The organism is Nocardia sp. NPDC003979 (assembly GCF_053605015.1).
The window spans coordinates 1-15,264 of record NZ_JBSGIJ010000021.1; the positions used below are offsets into that span (position 1 = coordinate 1).

Here is a 15,264-nt window from a genome sequence, read left to right on the forward strand (position 1 = left end):
TAGCAAAGCGAACACCAGCAAAATAAGATTCGCTGTTGTTCAAAATGTCCAACCTCCCACGACCGGGGGGTACGCGAAGGCTGGAACCAATAAAAATATTGGCACTGACATTCATCGACACACTATTGAGTTCTCAAAGAACACACGCACAAACATCCACCCACAACTTGTCGTAGGGGCTTCAGCAAGGCAACTGTTCCAACCTAGCGCAGAGGACCAACCGAAGCAAATCCGGGGTTCCGACTACTTGGCTGCCAGGCACTCATCGTCCTACCTCGTGTCCCCGCCATCTCGTGGCCGGGTCGGTGTCCGTGTCGCTCTGACTCGAACTAAGTTACGCAGCCCCGACGACGAAGTCAAATCGCCTGGTCGACCGGGCGTGCCGTGCGCGGGGCGATCGCCCCGCAACTTGCCAGCCCTCCGAGCGCGCCGCCGCTCAGGCAACCATCTCACCGGGAGACATGCCGGTCTCGCGTGGACACCGACCAGCGGCCGATATACAGTTTTCCGACAATCAGCAATCGCTGAGCAAATATCGTGTCGGAAAGGGGCCGTGGTGACCGACGATCTCGACTCGGTCGAACGTCGTGCGTGGGGCGCTGTGGTCACCCTCGCGATGCGGGTCCCGAGCGTGCTCGATTCCCGGCTGCAACGCGAGTTCGGGTTGACGCACTTCGAGTACCGGGTGCTGGCTCTGCTCCAGGATTCACCGGGCCACCGGATGCGGCTGAGCATGCTCGCCGCGCGGGGGCACGGCTCCATTTCACGGGTCTCCCACGTGGTTTCCAAGCTCGAGCGGGTGGGGTTCGTCCGGCGGGTGGCCGTGACAACGGGTCGAGGGGTCGATGCCGCGCTCACGCCGAGCGGGCTCGCCAAGGTCGTCGAGGCGACGCCGGACTACCTCGTGGCGGTCCGCAGATTGGTGCTCGACGGGCTCGACGAAGCGCAGAAGGCCGAGCTCGCGGTGCTCGCCGAGAAGCTGTCGCATCACCTGATCGGCATGCTCGGCGACTCCCCTGTCGGTGAGACCTCGGGCTGACACGACAACGCCGCCCGGCAAACAGCCGGGCGGCGTCGGGTGTCGAACTCAGACGGCGCGCGGGTGCCAGGTCGCGATCGCCCAGATCACGACCACGTCCAGCACGATGATGATGATCGACCACCACGGGTAGTACGGCAGCCACAGGAAGTTCGCCACGATGGACAGCGCGGCGATCAGCATGGCCGCCACCCGGCCCCACGTCTGGCCCGCGATCAGGCCGATCGCGACGATCACCACGATCGCGCCGAGGACGATGTGCCACCAACCCCAGCTGGTGAGGTCGAACTGGTAGGCGTATTCGGGCCCGACGACGATCAGATCGTCGTTGGCCACGGCGGAGATTCCCTGGAAGATCTGCAGCACACCGACGACCGCCAGCAGGATCCCGGCGGCGATGGAGGTGCCTGCCGCGATTCCGTCGCGGACTTCGTGTTGGTTCCTGTTGGTCATCACTCGGCCTTTCCGTCGATCAACGGACATGCCACTTCGGCATAGGCCAACGGTAGGAACCAGGTCCCCGGTTCACCTCACCCGTTGTGGGTGAATTCGCGGACCCGGTGCACCGGGCGAAGGGTCTTACCGAGGTCGGTGCGCAGGGTGAGCAAGGCATCGAGCAGGTAGTTCTGCCTGACCCGCCACGGATGACGGTCACCCTGCCTGGGGAACGCGGCGATCGAACGCAGGATGTAGCCGGCGTTCAGGTCGAGCAAAGGGTGTTGTTTCAGGTTGCGGCCCGGTTCGGGGACCACCGCGGGGGCCCCGGTGCGATCGAGGTGGGTGAGCACCTTGCAGACCAGCCGGGAGGTGAGGTCGGCGCGCAGCGTCCAGGACGCGTTGGTGTAACCGACGCAGATCGCGAAATTCGGCAAGCCGGTGAGCATGGCACCCTGCCAGACGAATTGATCGGCGAGGTCGACTTGCTTTCCGTCGACCGAGGGGGCGATCCCGCCGAAGGCGAGCAACCGCAGGCCGGTGGCGGTGACGATGATGTCGGCGGGCAGCGTCTGGCCCGAGGCGAGGCGGACTCCCTCGGGGACGAAGCTGTCGATGTGGTCGGTGACCACCGAGGCCTTGCCCTTCTTCAGCGCTTTGAAGAAGTCGGCGTCCGGGGCCGCGCACAGGCGCTGGTCCCACGGGTCGTAGTCGGGGGTGAAGTGCCGGGCGACGAGCTTTTCGTCTTTGAGGATGCGCGTGGCCAGGCCGGTGAGGAGTTTGCGCGCGGCGGCGGGGCGGCGGCGGCAGTACTGATAGAAACCGATGTTGAACAGGATGTTCTTGGTGCGGATCACGCGGTGCGCCAGGCCGGCGGGCAGCAGGCCGCGGATCTTGTCGGCCTGTTTGTCGCGGCCGGGAACCGGGCTGATCCAGGTGGGGCTGCGCTGCAGCATGGTGACGTGCGCGGCCTCGGCGGCCAGGTTGGGGACGAGGGTGACCGCGGTGGCGCCGCTGCCGATCACCACCACACGCTTGTCGCGCACGTCGAGATCGGCGGGCCAGAACTGCGGGTGCACGATCGTGCCCGCGAATTCGGCACGGCCGGGAAACTGCGGGTCGTGCGGCTGCTGGTAGTCGTAATAGCCGGCGCAGGCGTAGAGGAAAGAGCAGGTCAGCGTGCTGAGCTCGGGTCCGTCGGGGCCCTCGTGCGCGATGGTCAGCTGCCAGCGGGCCCGCGCCGACGACCAGTCGGCACCGATCACCCGTGACCCGAAACGGATGTGGCGGTCGATGCCGTTCTCCACGGCCGTCTCGCGGATGTAGTCGAGGATCGAGGCGCCGTCGGCGATGGAACGCGCGGCCCGCCACGGCTTGAACGGGTAACCGAGGGTGAACATGTCCGAATCGGACCGGATTCCGGGGTAGCGGAACAGGTCCCAGGTACCACCGAGATCGGCGCGGGCCTCGAGAACGGCGTAGCTGCGGTGCGGATGCTCGGTCTGCAGCCGGTAGGCGGCCCCGATGCCGGACAGTCCGGCGCCGACGATGACGACGTCGAGGTGTTCGGGGCTTACGGCGGTGTCGGTCATGGGCACCAGTGTGCCTGCTCACGGGCGGTGGGAGAAGACGCTGATTTCGCCTATCGTCGGTGCGGTGTCGATCTTTCGACGTGCGGGATGGTTGCTCGTCGGCGCACTCGTCACCGTGCTCGCTGCCGCTGTCGCCGGGTTACCGGTGTTCGTGTACCCGCAACTCGACCCATTGCGACGGGCCGACGTGATCGTGGTCCTGGGCGGAACGCCCTACGAACGATTCGACGTGGGCATCGAACTGGCCGAGCGCGGGTATGCGCCCGAGGTGCTGATCTCGCAGTCCACCGGTGCCGACGATCCGCTGATGGACAAGTACTGCGGGGGCCGATTCGCCTTCCGGGTCGCCTGTTTCGTACCCGACCCCTGGACCACCGACGGCGAGGCACGCGAAATCGTCAGGCGGGCAACGATTTACGGCTGGCGGCACATCATCGTCGTCACGTTCACGCCGCATGTGTCGCGGGCGCGCTACATCGTCGGCCGGTGTTTCGACGGCGAGATCACCATGGTCGCCAGCCCGACGCAGACGGGGCTCGGGTTCTGGAGCTGGATGTATGTGCGCCAATCCGCCGGGTACGTCCGGGCTTTCGTGAACCAGCACTGTGAACACGACGCCTGAGGGTCAACGGGTCGGCCCGAGGTCCAGGCGCCGGGTGACGCGGTCGACGACGTCGGCGGGCATGCCCGGGTCGCGGCGGGCGGCCAGCGCCTCACGCCGGCCCGCCTCGACCACGGCGGCGCGAACCGCACCGAATTGGGCGACCGATTTGCGTTCCTTGTCCATGGCGGCCTTGGCGTCGGCGTCGGCGGCCTCCGGGTCGGCTTTGGCGGAGAGGCGGCGCAGCCTGGCCTTGATGTCCTCGTAGACGTCGTCGGGCAGGTCGTCGCGGGCGGCGATCATCTTCAGCTCGGCGAGTTCGGCGCCGACCACGCGCTCCCAGAGCTGCCGTTCGAGGGCCCGCTCCTGACGGGTGTCGGCGTGCACGCCGGTCAGGCGGACGACCAGTGGCAGGGTCGGGCCCTGCACGAGCAGGGTGAACAGGACGACCGAGAACGCGGCGAAAAGGATCTCCGAGCGGGCGGGGAACTCGGCGCCGGAGTCGATGGTGAACGGAACCGCGAGGGCGAGCGCGACCGTCGCGACCCCGCGCATCCCCGCCCACCAGGTGACGATCACCTCCTGCCAGGTGAACGCGTCGTCCACATCGCGCCAACGGTGGGTCACCGTCCACATGCCCATCAGCCAGACCAACCGCAACAGCACGACCACGGCGATCACCGCGACGCTCACCCCGGCCAACGTGCGCCAGTTGTGGCCGGAGGTCTCGATGACCACCCGCAGTTCCAGCCCGATCAGCGCGAACGCGAAACCGGTGATGAGCATTTCGACGACGTCCCAGCACGAGTCGGCGATCAGCCGGTAGTCGCGGTCGCCGATCTCGGTCACCGCGTCGGTGAGGTACAGCGCGCACACCAGCACCGCGAGAACCGCCGAACCTTCGAAGTGTTCGGCGATGCCGTATGCGGCGAACGGCAGCAGCAGGCTCAGTGCCACCTGGGAGGTGGCGTCGTTCAGATAGCGGGTGAGTTTGCTCCCGAGCCAGCCGAGCAGCAGACCGACCAGCGCGCCGGCGATCGCGGCGAGCGCGAAATCGCCGAGGGCATGCAACGGCGAGAACACGCCGGTGACGACCGCCTGGATACCGACCGTGTAGACGACGATCGCCGTGACGTCGTTGAACAGGCCTTCGCCGCCGAGGGTGACGATCAGGCGCCGGGGCAACCCGAGCCGGCCCGCCATCGACATCGCCGCGACCGGGTCGGGCGGGGCGACCAGCGCGCCGAGCACCACCCCCGCCGCCACCGCGACCGCCGGATTCCAGGCATGGAAGACGACCGCGACCGCGAGGGCGGTGACGATGACGAGTCCGACCGCGCGCAGGGCGATGACCTGCCACTGTTCGGCGAACTGACGCCAGGACGTGCGCCGGGCGGCGGCGTAGAGCAGGGGTGGCAGGACCAGCGGCAGGATGAGATCGGGCGGGATGTTCAGGCTCGGCACCGCCGGGATCAGGGCGAGCAGGCAGCCGAACACCGTCATCAGGATCGAGGGTGCGAGTCCGAAGCGATCGCCGAGCGCTTCGGCCAGCACAGCGGCGAGCAGGATCACCAGAATCAGCACCAACTGGTCCATAACTGACCAGTGTCGGGGACCGCGGGCCCCGCACGCGGCAGACCCGCCGCCGCTCGCGCAGCTCAGCCGAGAGTCGCCGCTGCCGGTGGAAGCAGGATCGGGGGCAGGGGGAACGGGAGCTGGATGGCCGGCGGTGGGGGTGGCGGCGGAGGTGCGGGCTCGGGGACCGGGATGGGCTCGGGCGCCGGGACCGGCTCAGGAGGGGGAGGTGGGTCGTAGACCGGCGGTTCGTAAGCCGGGGGCGGCGGCTCGTAGGGAGCCTCGACCGGGGGTGGCGGCGGTGGGAGTTCCACCGGGACCGGTTCCGGTGGTGGGGGCGGTGGCAGGGCGGGCGTCGTGGGGGCCGGCGTGTCCGGGGCGCCCGCGGTGCAGCGCCAGTTGCCGTCGTCGTCGACCTGCCAGCGGGCGACGATGCCGCCCGCCGAGCAATTGCCGCCCACCCGCCTGGCAGGCCACGGCGGGTTCGGGTCCGTGTCGCTGACCTGCTGACCGTCGACCGAAAGACCGTTCGACCCCATCGGATCGACCTCGGAGTTGTCGTCGTCGCCCTGATTCGCGCGCAGCACCAAACCGACGGCGACCACCAGGGCGAGCAGTGCGGCGAGCACCGCCGCTATCGCGATCGTCCGGGTACTGCTGGCGGGCTCCTCGTCGGGGCCCTCGCTGCTGCCTGCCATCGCACCGCCTTCGCCGCGGACTTGGACTCCCTCGTCCAGGGAGGCTACCGCAGAGTTGCTCGCAGGCCGACAGTGTTCGGGCCACTGTCACTGTGCAGGGACGATACCTATACACAGCGGTTGCCGAAAATTTACTTGATCGCGACCCTTACCTTCACCGAATCGGCGTCGGTGTTGTGCAGGGCCTGGGAAACGAGCGCGCTCAGATCCAGCTGCGGGCCGGTGGCGGTGACCGCCTCGGTGAGCGGACGCAGTGCGGGCAGCAGGGCCGACAGCTCGGGACCGATCTCGTTCAGCTTCGCGACCAACTCGTTCAGGACGGGGACGAGCCCACCCTCGCGCAGGTACATCTCGGGGTCGCCCTCGGTGGCGCGGCCGACGGATTCGACGAACTGGTCGATCACCTGGCTCAGGCGGACGAACGCGGGCGCGGCGGCGGAGGTCGCCGGACCGGCCCAGGCGATGTCACCGGAGACGTATTCGAAGTTGTTCTGCAGTTCGGCGATGGCGGGTGCGCGGCTCATGATGGCAGCCGCGAGCAGGTCACCGGCGCGGGCCAGTTCGGGGATCACGTTCTCGGTGCCTGCCATGGCGGTGCCGAGCGTGCCGACCAGCGAGTCGACCACCGTCGGGTCGAGTTGTTCGACGGTCTTGGTGACCAGGCGCGCCACTTCGGGAATCGACATCGGGGTTCGCACGTTCTCCCCCGCCAGCCGCTGCCCGTCGGTCAGATACGGGCCATCGGCGCTCGGCGGTACGAACTGGACGAAGGGCTCACCCAGCGACGACAGGTGTTCGATGGTGACGATGCTGCTCATCGGCACCTTGTGGTCGGCGCCGACCCGGAACCCGACACGCACTCCCCCGCGTGCGTCGGTGTCGACAGCGGTGACCTCACCGATCTCGATGCCGGTCAGCAGGATCGGCGATCCGACGCTGAGGCCGCCCGAGTCGGCGACCTCGAGGGAGGCCTCGGTGTAGTCGGCCAGCGGGTCGACGCGCACCACCCCGAAGGTCAGATAGGTCGCGCCGAGCACGGTGATGGCGGCGATGCCGCTGAGCGAGGCGAGTGCTCCGATCTTCATCGCACCATTCCGATCATCCGCAGGGCCGTCACGATCTGGTCCAGCTGCTCCTGTTCGGAGACCTGCACACCGGTGACGTTCACCTTCGGGCCGCGCTCGGCGAAGGGAATGATCTTGTCGCGCAACAGGTCGGTGAGCAGGGCCATATTGGTCGGGTTCCGCAGGTCGGGCGAGGCGCCGATCAGCAGCGGCAGGAAGGCGGTCGCGGCCGCGTCACCCGAATTCGCCAGCGGCGCGAGCCAAGCCATGGAGTGGGCGAGCGGGCCGAGGGCGTTGAAGATGACCATCGTCTTGGCGATGGAGTCCTGGGTGCCCGACAGCGCGCGCACCGCCTCGGGAGTGAGGATGTTGGTGAGTTCGCCTTCGATGTTGTGCATGATCTCGGCGTTGGCGGCGAGCCCGTTGACGAGCAGGTCCACCTGGTCGAGGTTGGCGGCCAGGTCGGCGGCGTCGGCACCCATCACCGCCGAGATGCGGGCGGTCTCGCGCGGGTCCTGCGGCATCACCGAGTTCACCCGGGCGATCATGTCCTGCAGCTGACCGATCGCGCCGCCCTGCACGAACAGCGCCATGGTCGCCATCGTGTCTTCCAGCTGCACAGGGGGTTTGGTTCGCTCGATGGGGATGGTTCCGCCGTCGCGTAGCAGCTGACCGAAACCGTCCTTGGGCGTGGTCAGGGCGACGTGGATATCGCCGAGAATGGTGTCCTGGCGCAGTTCGGCGATGGTCGACGCGGGCAGCGAGACCGACTCGAGGATGTCGGCCTCGACGACGACGTAACCACCGCGACCGGCCGGCGCGTCGGCGGGCTGGACCACGCGCACGTCGGTGACGGTGCCGATCTCGGCGCCGTTGGCGATCACCTTCGACTTCGACGGCAGGTTCAGCGCACTGGCGAACTCGATGTGGACGCGGTAGGTGTCACCGCTGACCGACGATCCAGGGACCGGCACATCGGCCGGATCGAAACCGCAGCCGCCGACGGCGAGACCGGCGGCAACAACCAGCGCGATCATGGTGCGCCGCATACTCTTTCGCGACCTGATCATCGGGCACCTGCCATTCCGAGCACTACTTGCACGAGGTTCACATCGGTCAATCCCGCGGCGGGATCGGGGCATTGGCCCGGCAGCACCGCGTTGAGGGCGGCGCACACCTGGTCGGCCTCACCCGCGGGCAGGGCGACCTTCGGCGGGGCGTAGGTGATCGCGGTGCCACCTGCTGCGCTCTGGAAGGCGGAGGTGAGCGCGGGCAGCTTCAGCACCACATCGCGCAGCGATCCGACGTTGGCGCGCAACATCTTCACCAGCGGGACAGCGCCGTCGAGAGTGCCGATGAGCGGATCGCCGAGGATGGTGGTGAGGTCGTTGAGCATCGGCAGCAGTTCGCCGAGCCCGTCGAACAGCGAGGTGGCGGGGCCGAGCAGGTCGTCGGAGGCCATGTTCAGCAGCGGCGCGAGCCGGGTGAGCATGGACTGCAGGTCGCCCCAGTTCGCGGCGACGCGATTGGACACCGATGCGAAGGCGTCGAAAAGGCCTGCGAGATGGCCGATGTCGGCGTCCGGCTTGTTCATCGCCGAACCGAGTTTGCTGATGAGCTCGTTGACGGTCGGGCCGGTGCCCTGCGTGGCGCGATCCAGGGCGCCGAGGCCGTCGACCAGGGCGGTCGGCTGACCCGAGTTGGTGCCCGAGAGCTGTTCGGACAGGCTCGCCAGGGCGGTGAGCGTTTCGGTGATGCTCTTGGGCGTCAGCGTTTTGGTGATGCAGCCACCCTCGAACTTGCGGGTGTCCTTGCCGCTGGACAGCACGGCCAGATTGCGATCCGCCGCCACCGAATACGCGACCGTGGTCGCCGCAGCATCGGCGTAGACGGGGTATTCGGCGTCGACCTCGAAATCGACGCGCACCTTGGGACCTTCGTTGCGGACCGAGGTCACCTCACCGACGGAGATACCGCGCATGGTGATGTGGTTGCCCGGGTACAGGCCGACCGCGTCGGGCATGAGCGCGCAATAGGATTCGGTCTTCTTCAGCGGATCGAAGGCGATGAAGTAGCCGCCGGTGACGAGCGCGACGAGCACCGCGACACCGGCGATCGACATGAACGCCTGGGACCCGAGGAGCTTTTTCAGCATCAGCACGCCTTCCCCGGCAGCGGCACACACACCCGTGCGTCCGACTGGTCGAGGACCACGCCGGCCTCGGGCGTCACCAGCTGCGACAACTTGGTCTGCAATTCGTGCACCGTTGCGATCACCGGCTCGAACCGGCCGGTGAGTTCCTGGAGCCGGGGTAGTGCGTCGGCCAGCGCCTGTGCCTGCGGTTTCAGGGTGGACTCCCAGCCCGGGGCCAGGGTGGCGAGGCGGTTGACCACCGACACGAGCAGCCGGACCGCCTCGGCCGCCTCGGCCTGCTTGCTCAGCAGCACGTCCTCGAGGAGGTTGACGTTGTCCATCAGCCTGCCGAGATCGGACTTGGCGCCGTCGTACATGGAGATGTACTCGTCGAGGATCGCGATGGACTTCGACACCTGCGAACGCTGGCGGTCGAGCATGTCGACGTACTTGCCGACCGTGTCCAAGGTGGTGCGCAGCGCCTCCGGCGAGTTCTGCAACGCGGTGTTGGCGGCGGCCAGGTTCTGGCGAACCGTCGCGCCGTCGACGGCGGCCAGCGGCGCGGTGGCGTCCTGGAAGGTCTCGATCAGGCTGTAGGGCAAGCGGATTCGGTCGGCGGGAATCGCCTCATCGCCCAGCGGCTCCGAACCGGCGGGGTACAGCGCGACGTAGTGACCGCCGACGACGGTGAGCATGCGGACATCCAGGGAGGTCTGGTCGCCGACGAACACGTCGTTGTTCACGGTGAACCGCATGATCACCTTGTCGGGCTTCAGCTCGAGGTCGGTGACGCTGCCGACCGAGATACCGGCCAGGCGCACGTCGTCGCCCTCGCGCACCGACTGGGCTTCGGTGAGCTCGGCGGTGTAGGTGTGTTTGCCGAGCGGCACCACGTACACCACGCCCGCGGCGATGATGAACAGCACAACGGCGGTCAGGCCGATGATGCCCATCCGCAGCTCACGGGCGCGTTTGCCCGCTTCGTCGAGGATCGGGCGATCACCGGAGAAGAATTTCAGCGGTTGCATACGGTGACCTTCTGTCCGGCGATCAGCACCTGCAGCGGCGCGGGCACCTCGGCGGCGCCGTTGCTGCAGTGCGGTGTGAAGTCGGTGAAACCGCGCGAGAGCGAGGAGTCGACGGTGGCCAGCAGACCGGGCAGGCGGCCGAAAACCTCCACGGCCTCCTGCGGATTCGGGAACAGGGCACGGATCATCGCGTCGACATCGGCGCCGCCGCCCTCGACCAGGCCGAGCGAGGCGAGCAGCCGGTCGACCGGTGCGAGCACCGAGGGCGCGCTCATCGCGAAGTCGGCGACACCGCCGATATTGCGCTGCATCGCCTCGAAGATGTCGGTGAGCCGGGCCAGCAGCGGCAGCAGGTGACCGACCCGGCCGCCGTGCCGGTCGGCCAGATCCGACAGATTGCGGATGAGCGTGGAGATCACCTGCTGGCGGTTCTCGGCGTAGGAGGCGAGTTCGTCGATGGCGGTGAGCGCGGGGCCGAGGCCGCTGCCGTCGCCCTCGATCACGGCGAGCATGCTCGCGGTGAACTGGTTGATCGCCTCGGGTGACAGCGTCGCGAGCACCGGCTTGAGACCACTGAACAGGCTGGTCACGTCGAAGGACGGCACGGTCATGTGCGCGCCGATGCGGGCGCCCGCGGCGATGCGGGTGCCGGGGTTGGGCGCCTGCTGCAGGTCGACATAGCGCTGGCCGGTGAGGTTCTGGTAGCGGATGGCCAGTTTGGAGTTGTCGTAGATCGGCGTATCGGTCTTGACCGTCAGGCGCACCTTGGCCTTGTCGCCCTCGAGCGAGATCTTCTCGACCTTGCCCACCTGCACACCGAACATACGCACGTCGTTGCCGACCTTGAGGCCGTTGGCGTCGGTGAACAGCACGTCGTGCGCGTTGGTGTCACCGGACACGGGACGTTTGATGAGCGTGAAGACCAGACCGAGCACGGCGACCATCACCAGCGTGAACACGCCGAGGCGCAGTGCGACACCGCGAATCCTCATCACGCACCGCCCTTTCCGAACAGCGGGACCGCGATGGCGGGCACACCGCTGAGCTCGACATCGAGGTTGAGCACCGGGCCGTCCGGGCCGTCGGGCATGGCGCCGCGCAGGTTCCGCAGCAGCGCGGTGAGTTCGGCGCCGGTGTGGCGCGAATTCGGCGACATCTGCGCCAGCGCGAGCAGCATCGGCGCGAGCATGTCGGTCGACTCGGCGAGGTGGCCGCCCGCGGTGCTCAAGGTGGTGGTCAGGGCGGGTAGCAGGCTGCCGCCGATCACGCCGACACCGATGTCGTAGCGATCCTTGTCGGTCTGGGTCACCTTGATCTCGCTGAGCTGGTCGATCACCTGCATGGTCGCGCCGGCGAACTGGCCGCCGCCGTCGAAGGCGGGGCCGAGCTTGCCGAACAGTTCCGAGGGCGCCACGTCCTGGTTGTCGGCGATGGTCTTGGCCACCGTGATGAGCGCCTGGACCAGCGGGGTGAAGGCCTTGAAGTCGGCGGCGAGCTGGGAGATCACCGTCGCCATCTGCGGGCTCGTCACGGTCATGCCGACCTGCGAGAGGCTGCGCAGGATCGCGCTCATGGTCGCGTCGTAGACCCGGGCGTTGTTCGGGCCGGTCAGGTCGAGCACGGCGCCTGCCCGCAGCGGTGCCCCGCCGGGGCCGCGCCGCAGTTCGATCTCGGCGATGCCGAACAGGTTGGTCGGCGCGTAGTCGATGGCGAGGCTGTCGTCGATGCCGTGCAGGCGGTTCTCGTCGAGCAGCAGCGCGATCTGCTGGGTGCCGCGCTCGCCGGGGGTCACCTCGGCGACCTCGCCGACGGTGACGCCGTCGACGCGGACCTGGCTGCCCGATTCGATGCCGTCACCGAGGTGCTCGGTGCGCAGCGCGATCCGCAGCCCCTCCTCGGAGCGAACGTTGGAGTACGTGACGTAGCCGAGCGCGACCACCGCGATCACCGCGAGGATGACGACACCGGTCAGGCGCGAGGTGCGCCGATTCGCCGCGACGCCGGGCATTCCGTAATTCGGCACTAGCTCACCCCGTAAAACTGATCGCCGAGTTGAAGCCCCACAGCATGATCGACAGCACCATGTCGATGGCGACGATGGCCACCGAGCTGGCCCGCACCGCGCGACCCGAGGCGATGCCGACGCCCTCGGGTCCGCCGGTGGCGAAGAACCCGAAGTAGCTGTGCACCAGGATCACGACCGTGCCGAACACGGCGACCTTGATGACCGCCGCGATCATGTCGAAGCCGGAGATGAACTGGAAGAAGTAGTGGTCGTACACGCCCGCCGACTGCCCGTAGACCATGGTGAGCAGGCCGCGGCAGGCGCCGTAGGACAGGATCAGCGCGATCAGGAAGGTCGGCACGATCGCGATGGCGCCGGCGATCACGCGGGTGGTGACCACGAACGGCACCGAGCGCAGGCCGAGCGCCTCGATCGCGTCGATCTCCTCGGAGATGCGCATCGAGCCGATCTCGGCGGTGATCCGGCAGCCCGCCTGGGCGGCGAAGCCGATGGCGGCCGCGATGGGGGCCAGCTCACGGGTGGTGGCGTAGGCGGAGATGACGCCGGTGACCGGGCCCATCCCGAGCATGTCCAGCGAAGCGAAGGACTCGACGCCGACCGAGGCGCCCATCACCAGCCCGAGCACGATCATCATCGGCACGGTCCCGCCGCCGACGATGATCGAGCCGCGACCCCAGGTCATATCGGTGACCGCGCGCAGCGTCTCGTCGCGGTAGCGGCGCAGCGTGAGCGGCACCGAGGACAGCACCTGCCAGACGAACACGGCGACGAAGCCGAGCGATTCGCCCGCGCCGACGATCCGTCTGCCCAGGCGTGCGGGGGTGCGCAGCCAGTGCAGCGAGGTGGGGAGATAGGAGGAGGCAGCCATCACGCCAACTTCGTCGGCAGGAACATGGCGCTGATCTGGGTGGCCAGCAGGTTCACGATGGCGATCGAGACCACCGAGAGCACCACCGCCGCGTTCACCGCGTCGGCCACACCGCGCGGGCCGCCCTTGGCCTCGAGGCCGCGCTGGCACGAGATGACGACCACGAGGAACCCGAAGATCAGGGCTTTGAGCAGCGACACCCACACATCACCCGCGGTCGCGAAGGAACCGAAGGTGGACCAGTAGCTGCCGGGCGTCACGCCCTGACCGCCGACCGCCACCGCGTACCCGGCGAGCACGCCGACGAAGATGATGAGCACGTTGAGCATCGGGGCGACGATCAGCATCGCCATCATGCGCGGGATCACCAGCCGGTGCACCGGGCTGATGCCCATGGTGTTGAGCGCGTCGATCTCCTCGCGGATGGTCCTGGCGCCGAGGTCGGCCGCGATGGCCGCCGCGCCCGCGCCGCCGAGCAGGAAGCCGGTCGCGATGGGGGCGCCCTGCTTGATGACGCCGAGGCCGCCGGTGGCGCCGAGCATGGAGTCGGCGCCGAGGCTGTGGATGAGGTTGCCCACCTGGACCGAGACGATCACGCCGAACGGGATCGCCATGAGCACGGCCGGGATGGCGGTGACGGTGATGAGGCGCCAGGCCTGCACGAGGGTCTCGCGCCATTGGAACTGGCGGCGGGCCACGTCGGCGACGGTGCCGGTGACCGACTCCTGCGCGAGGTCGACCGCACGCCCGAAGGTCCGCAGCGACGACACCACCGTGGCGGTGAAGTTCTCGCGGACGATCTGGGTAGCGGAATCCGTCTTCGCGGAATGCAGATCGGTCGACATCAGAAATGCCTCCGGCCCGCTTGCGAAGCGCGGGGCAGGGTGAAATTCATACCGCACTCTCTGGCTTCGGCGTCGGTGCCAACTCCAGCAAGCTAACCGGTACTCTGCGTCACAACAAAATTTCGGGTGGGTGACCCTCGTCGCTTTTCCACTGTTTCGATGACAGGATCACGCAGGTTGTGATCCGCAACACCGCACCTACGGGCTTGCGGCGAGGAACACGAAAGCGGCGAACAACGCCAGGTGCACACCGCCCTGCAGCAAGGTGGCCCGACCTGGCACAACGGTCAGCGTGCCGACCACGAAGGTCAGCGCGAGCAGCACCATCTGGGTGGCGCCGAGCCCGAGGACCAGCGGGCCGCTGAGCCAGATCGTGGCGATCGCGATCACCGGAATGGTCAGTCCGATACTGGCCATCGCCGACCCCAGCGCGAGGTTCAGGCCGATCTGCACTTGGTTGCGCCGCGCGGAGTTGACCGCCGCCAGCGTCTCGGGCAGCAACACCAGCATCGCGATCACCACACCGACCGCGGCCTGCGGCAACCCCGCCGAGGCGATACCCGACTCCAGTGCGGGCGAGACCACCTTCGCCAGCCCGACGACGCAGACCAGGGCGAGCACGAGCATGCCGAGGCTGGTCAGGGCGATCCGGTTGGTCGGCAGCTCGGCGTGCATCCCCTCGTCCTCGTCGATCGCGCCGCTGGCCTCCACCGGGAGGAAATCGTCAGGGTGACGCACGGTCTGCACCATCACGAACAGCCCGTAGAGCGCCAGCGAGGCGACCGCGGCGAAAGCGAGCTGCGCGGGTGAGAACTCCGGGCCGGGCTTGCTCGTGGTGAAGGTCGGCAGCACCAGGCTCAGCGTGGCCAAGGTGGCCACGGTCGCCAGGGCCGCACCGGTGCCCTCCGGATTGAACACCGCGATCCGGCGCCGCAGCGCGCCGACCAGCAGCACGAGACCGAAGATGCCGTTGCAGGTGATCATCACCGCCGCGAAGACCGTGTCGCGTGCCAGCGACGCCGCCTTGTCACCACCGGAGATCATCATGGTGACGATCAGGGCCACCTCGATCACGGTGACCGCCACCGCGAGGATCAGCGCACCGTACGGTTCGCCGACCCGATGGGCCACCACTTCGGCGTGATAAACCGCCGAGAGCACCGCCCCGACCAGCACGGCACTGACCACCGCCACCACCGCGCCCGGTATGTCGCGGCCCCATGTGACGGCGAGTACGAGCGCGGCGAGAATCGGTACGAAGAGGGTCCACCTGGTCGTCAATGCGGCGATCATGATCTCCATCGTTCCAGGTGTGTGGCACCAGCGACCGGATGCGCGGCCGCGAACATGCGCCGATGG

15 protein-coding genes are annotated in these 15,264 nt (G+C 68.0%); 2 read left to right on the forward strand and 13 right to left on the reverse strand.

Going from position 1 to position 15,264, the window contains the following annotated elements; translation table 11 throughout:
- Window positions 1-556 precede the first annotated feature (556 nt).
- The gene (locus ACWEVR_RS28820) at window positions 557-1,039 is read left to right on the forward strand and encodes a MarR family winged helix-turn-helix transcriptional regulator (RefSeq protein ID WP_067644978.1); all 483 of its coding nucleotides are present in this window, start codon (window positions 557-559) and stop codon (window positions 1,037-1,039) included.
- A 48-nt stretch (window positions 1,040-1,087) separates the two neighbouring features.
- Here the strand turns inward: ACWEVR_RS28820 and ACWEVR_RS28825 are convergent, their stop codons facing one another.
- Window positions 1,088-1,492 (reverse strand): DUF7144 family membrane protein, encoded by a 405-nt coding sequence (locus ACWEVR_RS28825; protein WP_067644895.1) that lies wholly within the window; start codon window positions 1,490-1,492, stop codon window positions 1,088-1,090.
- A gap of 77 nt (window positions 1,493-1,569) precedes the next feature.
- Window positions 1,570-3,066 carry a flavin-containing monooxygenase gene (locus tag ACWEVR_RS28830; RefSeq protein WP_452469503.1) on the reverse strand — a complete coding sequence of 499 codons (1,497 nt, stop codon included), beginning with the start codon at window positions 3,064-3,066 and terminating at the stop codon, window positions 1,570-1,572.
- A 64-nt stretch (window positions 3,067-3,130) separates the two neighbouring features.
- Here ACWEVR_RS28830 and ACWEVR_RS28835 point away from each other — a divergent pair, with 64 nt between their 5' ends.
- Window positions 3,131-3,688, forward strand: a complete 558-nt coding sequence (locus ACWEVR_RS28835) for a YdcF family protein (RefSeq protein WP_357399972.1) — start codon at window positions 3,131-3,133, stop codon at window positions 3,686-3,688.
- A gap of 3 nt (window positions 3,689-3,691) precedes the next feature.
- Here the strand turns inward: ACWEVR_RS28835 and ACWEVR_RS28840 are convergent, their stop codons facing one another.
- From ACWEVR_RS28840 to ACWEVR_RS28890, 11 genes are all read right to left on the reverse strand, one after another.
- The gene (locus ACWEVR_RS28840) at window positions 3,692-5,263 is read right to left on the reverse strand and encodes a Na+/H+ antiporter (protein WP_452469504.1); all 1,572 of its coding nucleotides are present in this window, start codon (window positions 5,261-5,263) and stop codon (window positions 3,692-3,694) included.
- A 62-nt stretch (window positions 5,264-5,325) separates the two neighbouring features.
- Entirely contained in the window at window positions 5,326-5,940 is a 615-nt protein-coding gene (locus ACWEVR_RS28845) for a hypothetical protein (RefSeq protein WP_067498368.1), read from the reverse strand.
- A 131-nt stretch (window positions 5,941-6,071) separates the two neighbouring features.
- Window positions 6,072-7,025, reverse strand: coding sequence for an MlaD family protein (locus ACWEVR_RS28850; protein WP_452469505.1), 954 nt, complete (start codon window positions 7,023-7,025; stop codon window positions 6,072-6,074).
- Window positions 7,022-8,074, reverse strand: coding sequence for an MlaD family protein (locus tag ACWEVR_RS28855; protein WP_357153122.1), 1,053 nt, complete (start codon window positions 8,072-8,074; stop codon window positions 7,022-7,024). The genes ACWEVR_RS28850 and ACWEVR_RS28855 overlap by 4 nt, the downstream gene beginning before the upstream one ends.
- Complete coding sequence (locus ACWEVR_RS28860) at window positions 8,071-9,159, reverse strand: MlaD family protein (RefSeq protein WP_452469506.1); 1,089 nt, start codon at window positions 9,157-9,159, stop codon at window positions 8,071-8,073. The genes ACWEVR_RS28855 and ACWEVR_RS28860 overlap by 4 nt, the downstream gene beginning before the upstream one ends.
- Entirely contained in the window at window positions 9,159-10,166 is a 1,008-nt protein-coding gene (locus ACWEVR_RS28865; RefSeq protein WP_452469507.1) for an MlaD family protein, read from the reverse strand. Before ACWEVR_RS28865 ends, ACWEVR_RS28860 begins: the two co-directional genes overlap by 1 nt.
- Window positions 10,154-11,158 (reverse strand): MlaD family protein, encoded by a 1,005-nt coding sequence (locus tag ACWEVR_RS28870; protein ID WP_452469508.1) that lies wholly within the window; start codon window positions 11,156-11,158, stop codon window positions 10,154-10,156. Before ACWEVR_RS28870 ends, ACWEVR_RS28865 begins: the two co-directional genes overlap by 13 nt.
- On the reverse strand, window positions 11,158-12,189 hold the full coding sequence (locus tag ACWEVR_RS28875) for an MlaD family protein (protein ID WP_439268987.1): 1,032 nt from the start codon (window positions 12,187-12,189) through the stop codon (window positions 11,158-11,160). The genes ACWEVR_RS28870 and ACWEVR_RS28875 overlap by 1 nt, the downstream gene beginning before the upstream one ends.
- Window positions 12,190-12,193: 4 nt before the next feature.
- Window positions 12,194-13,060: an MlaE family ABC transporter permease gene (locus tag ACWEVR_RS28880; RefSeq protein WP_067498346.1), complete on the reverse strand. Its 867-nt coding sequence runs from the start codon at window positions 13,058-13,060 to the stop codon at window positions 12,194-12,196.
- Window positions 13,060-13,905 carry an MlaE family ABC transporter permease gene (locus ACWEVR_RS28885; protein ID WP_067498343.1) on the reverse strand — a complete coding sequence of 282 codons (846 nt, stop codon included), beginning with the start codon at window positions 13,903-13,905 and terminating at the stop codon, window positions 13,060-13,062. Before ACWEVR_RS28885 ends, ACWEVR_RS28880 begins: the two co-directional genes overlap by 1 nt.
- Before the next feature lie 198 nt (window positions 13,906-14,103).
- On the reverse strand, window positions 14,104-15,198 hold the full coding sequence (locus tag ACWEVR_RS28890; protein WP_452469558.1) for a calcium:proton antiporter: 1,095 nt from the start codon (window positions 15,196-15,198) through the stop codon (window positions 14,104-14,106).
- Window positions 15,199-15,264 lie beyond the last annotated feature (66 nt).

Bases quoted from the DNA above. Each gene is read 5' to 3' on its own strand.
- ACWEVR_RS28825 (WP_067644895.1), bottom strand. From the start codon at position 1,492: ATGACCAACAGGAACCAACACGAAGTCCGCGACGGAATCGCGGCAGGC.
- ACWEVR_RS28830 (WP_452469503.1), bottom strand. From the start codon at position 3,066: ATGACCGACACCGCCGTAAGCCCCGAACACCTCGACGTCGTCATCGTC.
- ACWEVR_RS28840 (WP_452469504.1), bottom strand. From the start codon at position 5,263: ATGGACCAGTTGGTGCTGATTCTGGTGATCCTGCTCGCCGCTGTGCTG.
- ACWEVR_RS28845 (WP_067498368.1), bottom strand. From the start codon at position 5,940: ATGGCAGGCAGCAGCGAGGGCCCCGACGAGGAGCCCGCCAGCAGTACC.
- ACWEVR_RS28850 (WP_452469505.1), bottom strand. From the start codon at position 7,025: ATGAAGATCGGAGCACTCGCCTCGCTCAGCGGCATCGCCGCCATCACC.
- ACWEVR_RS28855 (WP_357153122.1), bottom strand. From the start codon at position 8,074: ATGATCAGGTCGCGAAAGAGTATGCGGCGCACCATGATCGCGCTGGTT.
- ACWEVR_RS28860 (WP_452469506.1), bottom strand. From the start codon at position 9,159: ATGCTGAAAAAGCTCCTCGGGTCCCAGGCGTTCATGTCGATCGCCGGT.
- ACWEVR_RS28865 (WP_452469507.1), bottom strand. From the start codon at position 10,166: ATGCAACCGCTGAAATTCTTCTCCGGTGATCGCCCGATCCTCGACGAA.
- ACWEVR_RS28870 (WP_452469508.1), bottom strand. From the start codon at position 11,158: ATGAGGATTCGCGGTGTCGCACTGCGCCTCGGCGTGTTCACGCTGGTG.
- ACWEVR_RS28880 (WP_067498346.1), bottom strand. From the start codon at position 13,060: ATGGCTGCCTCCTCCTATCTCCCCACCTCGCTGCACTGGCTGCGCACC.
- ACWEVR_RS28885 (WP_067498343.1), bottom strand. From the start codon at position 13,905: ATGTCGACCGATCTGCATTCCGCGAAGACGGATTCCGCTACCCAGATC.
- ACWEVR_RS28890 (WP_452469558.1), bottom strand. From the start codon at position 15,198: ATGATCGCCGCATTGACGACCAGGTGGACCCTCTTCGTACCGATTCTC.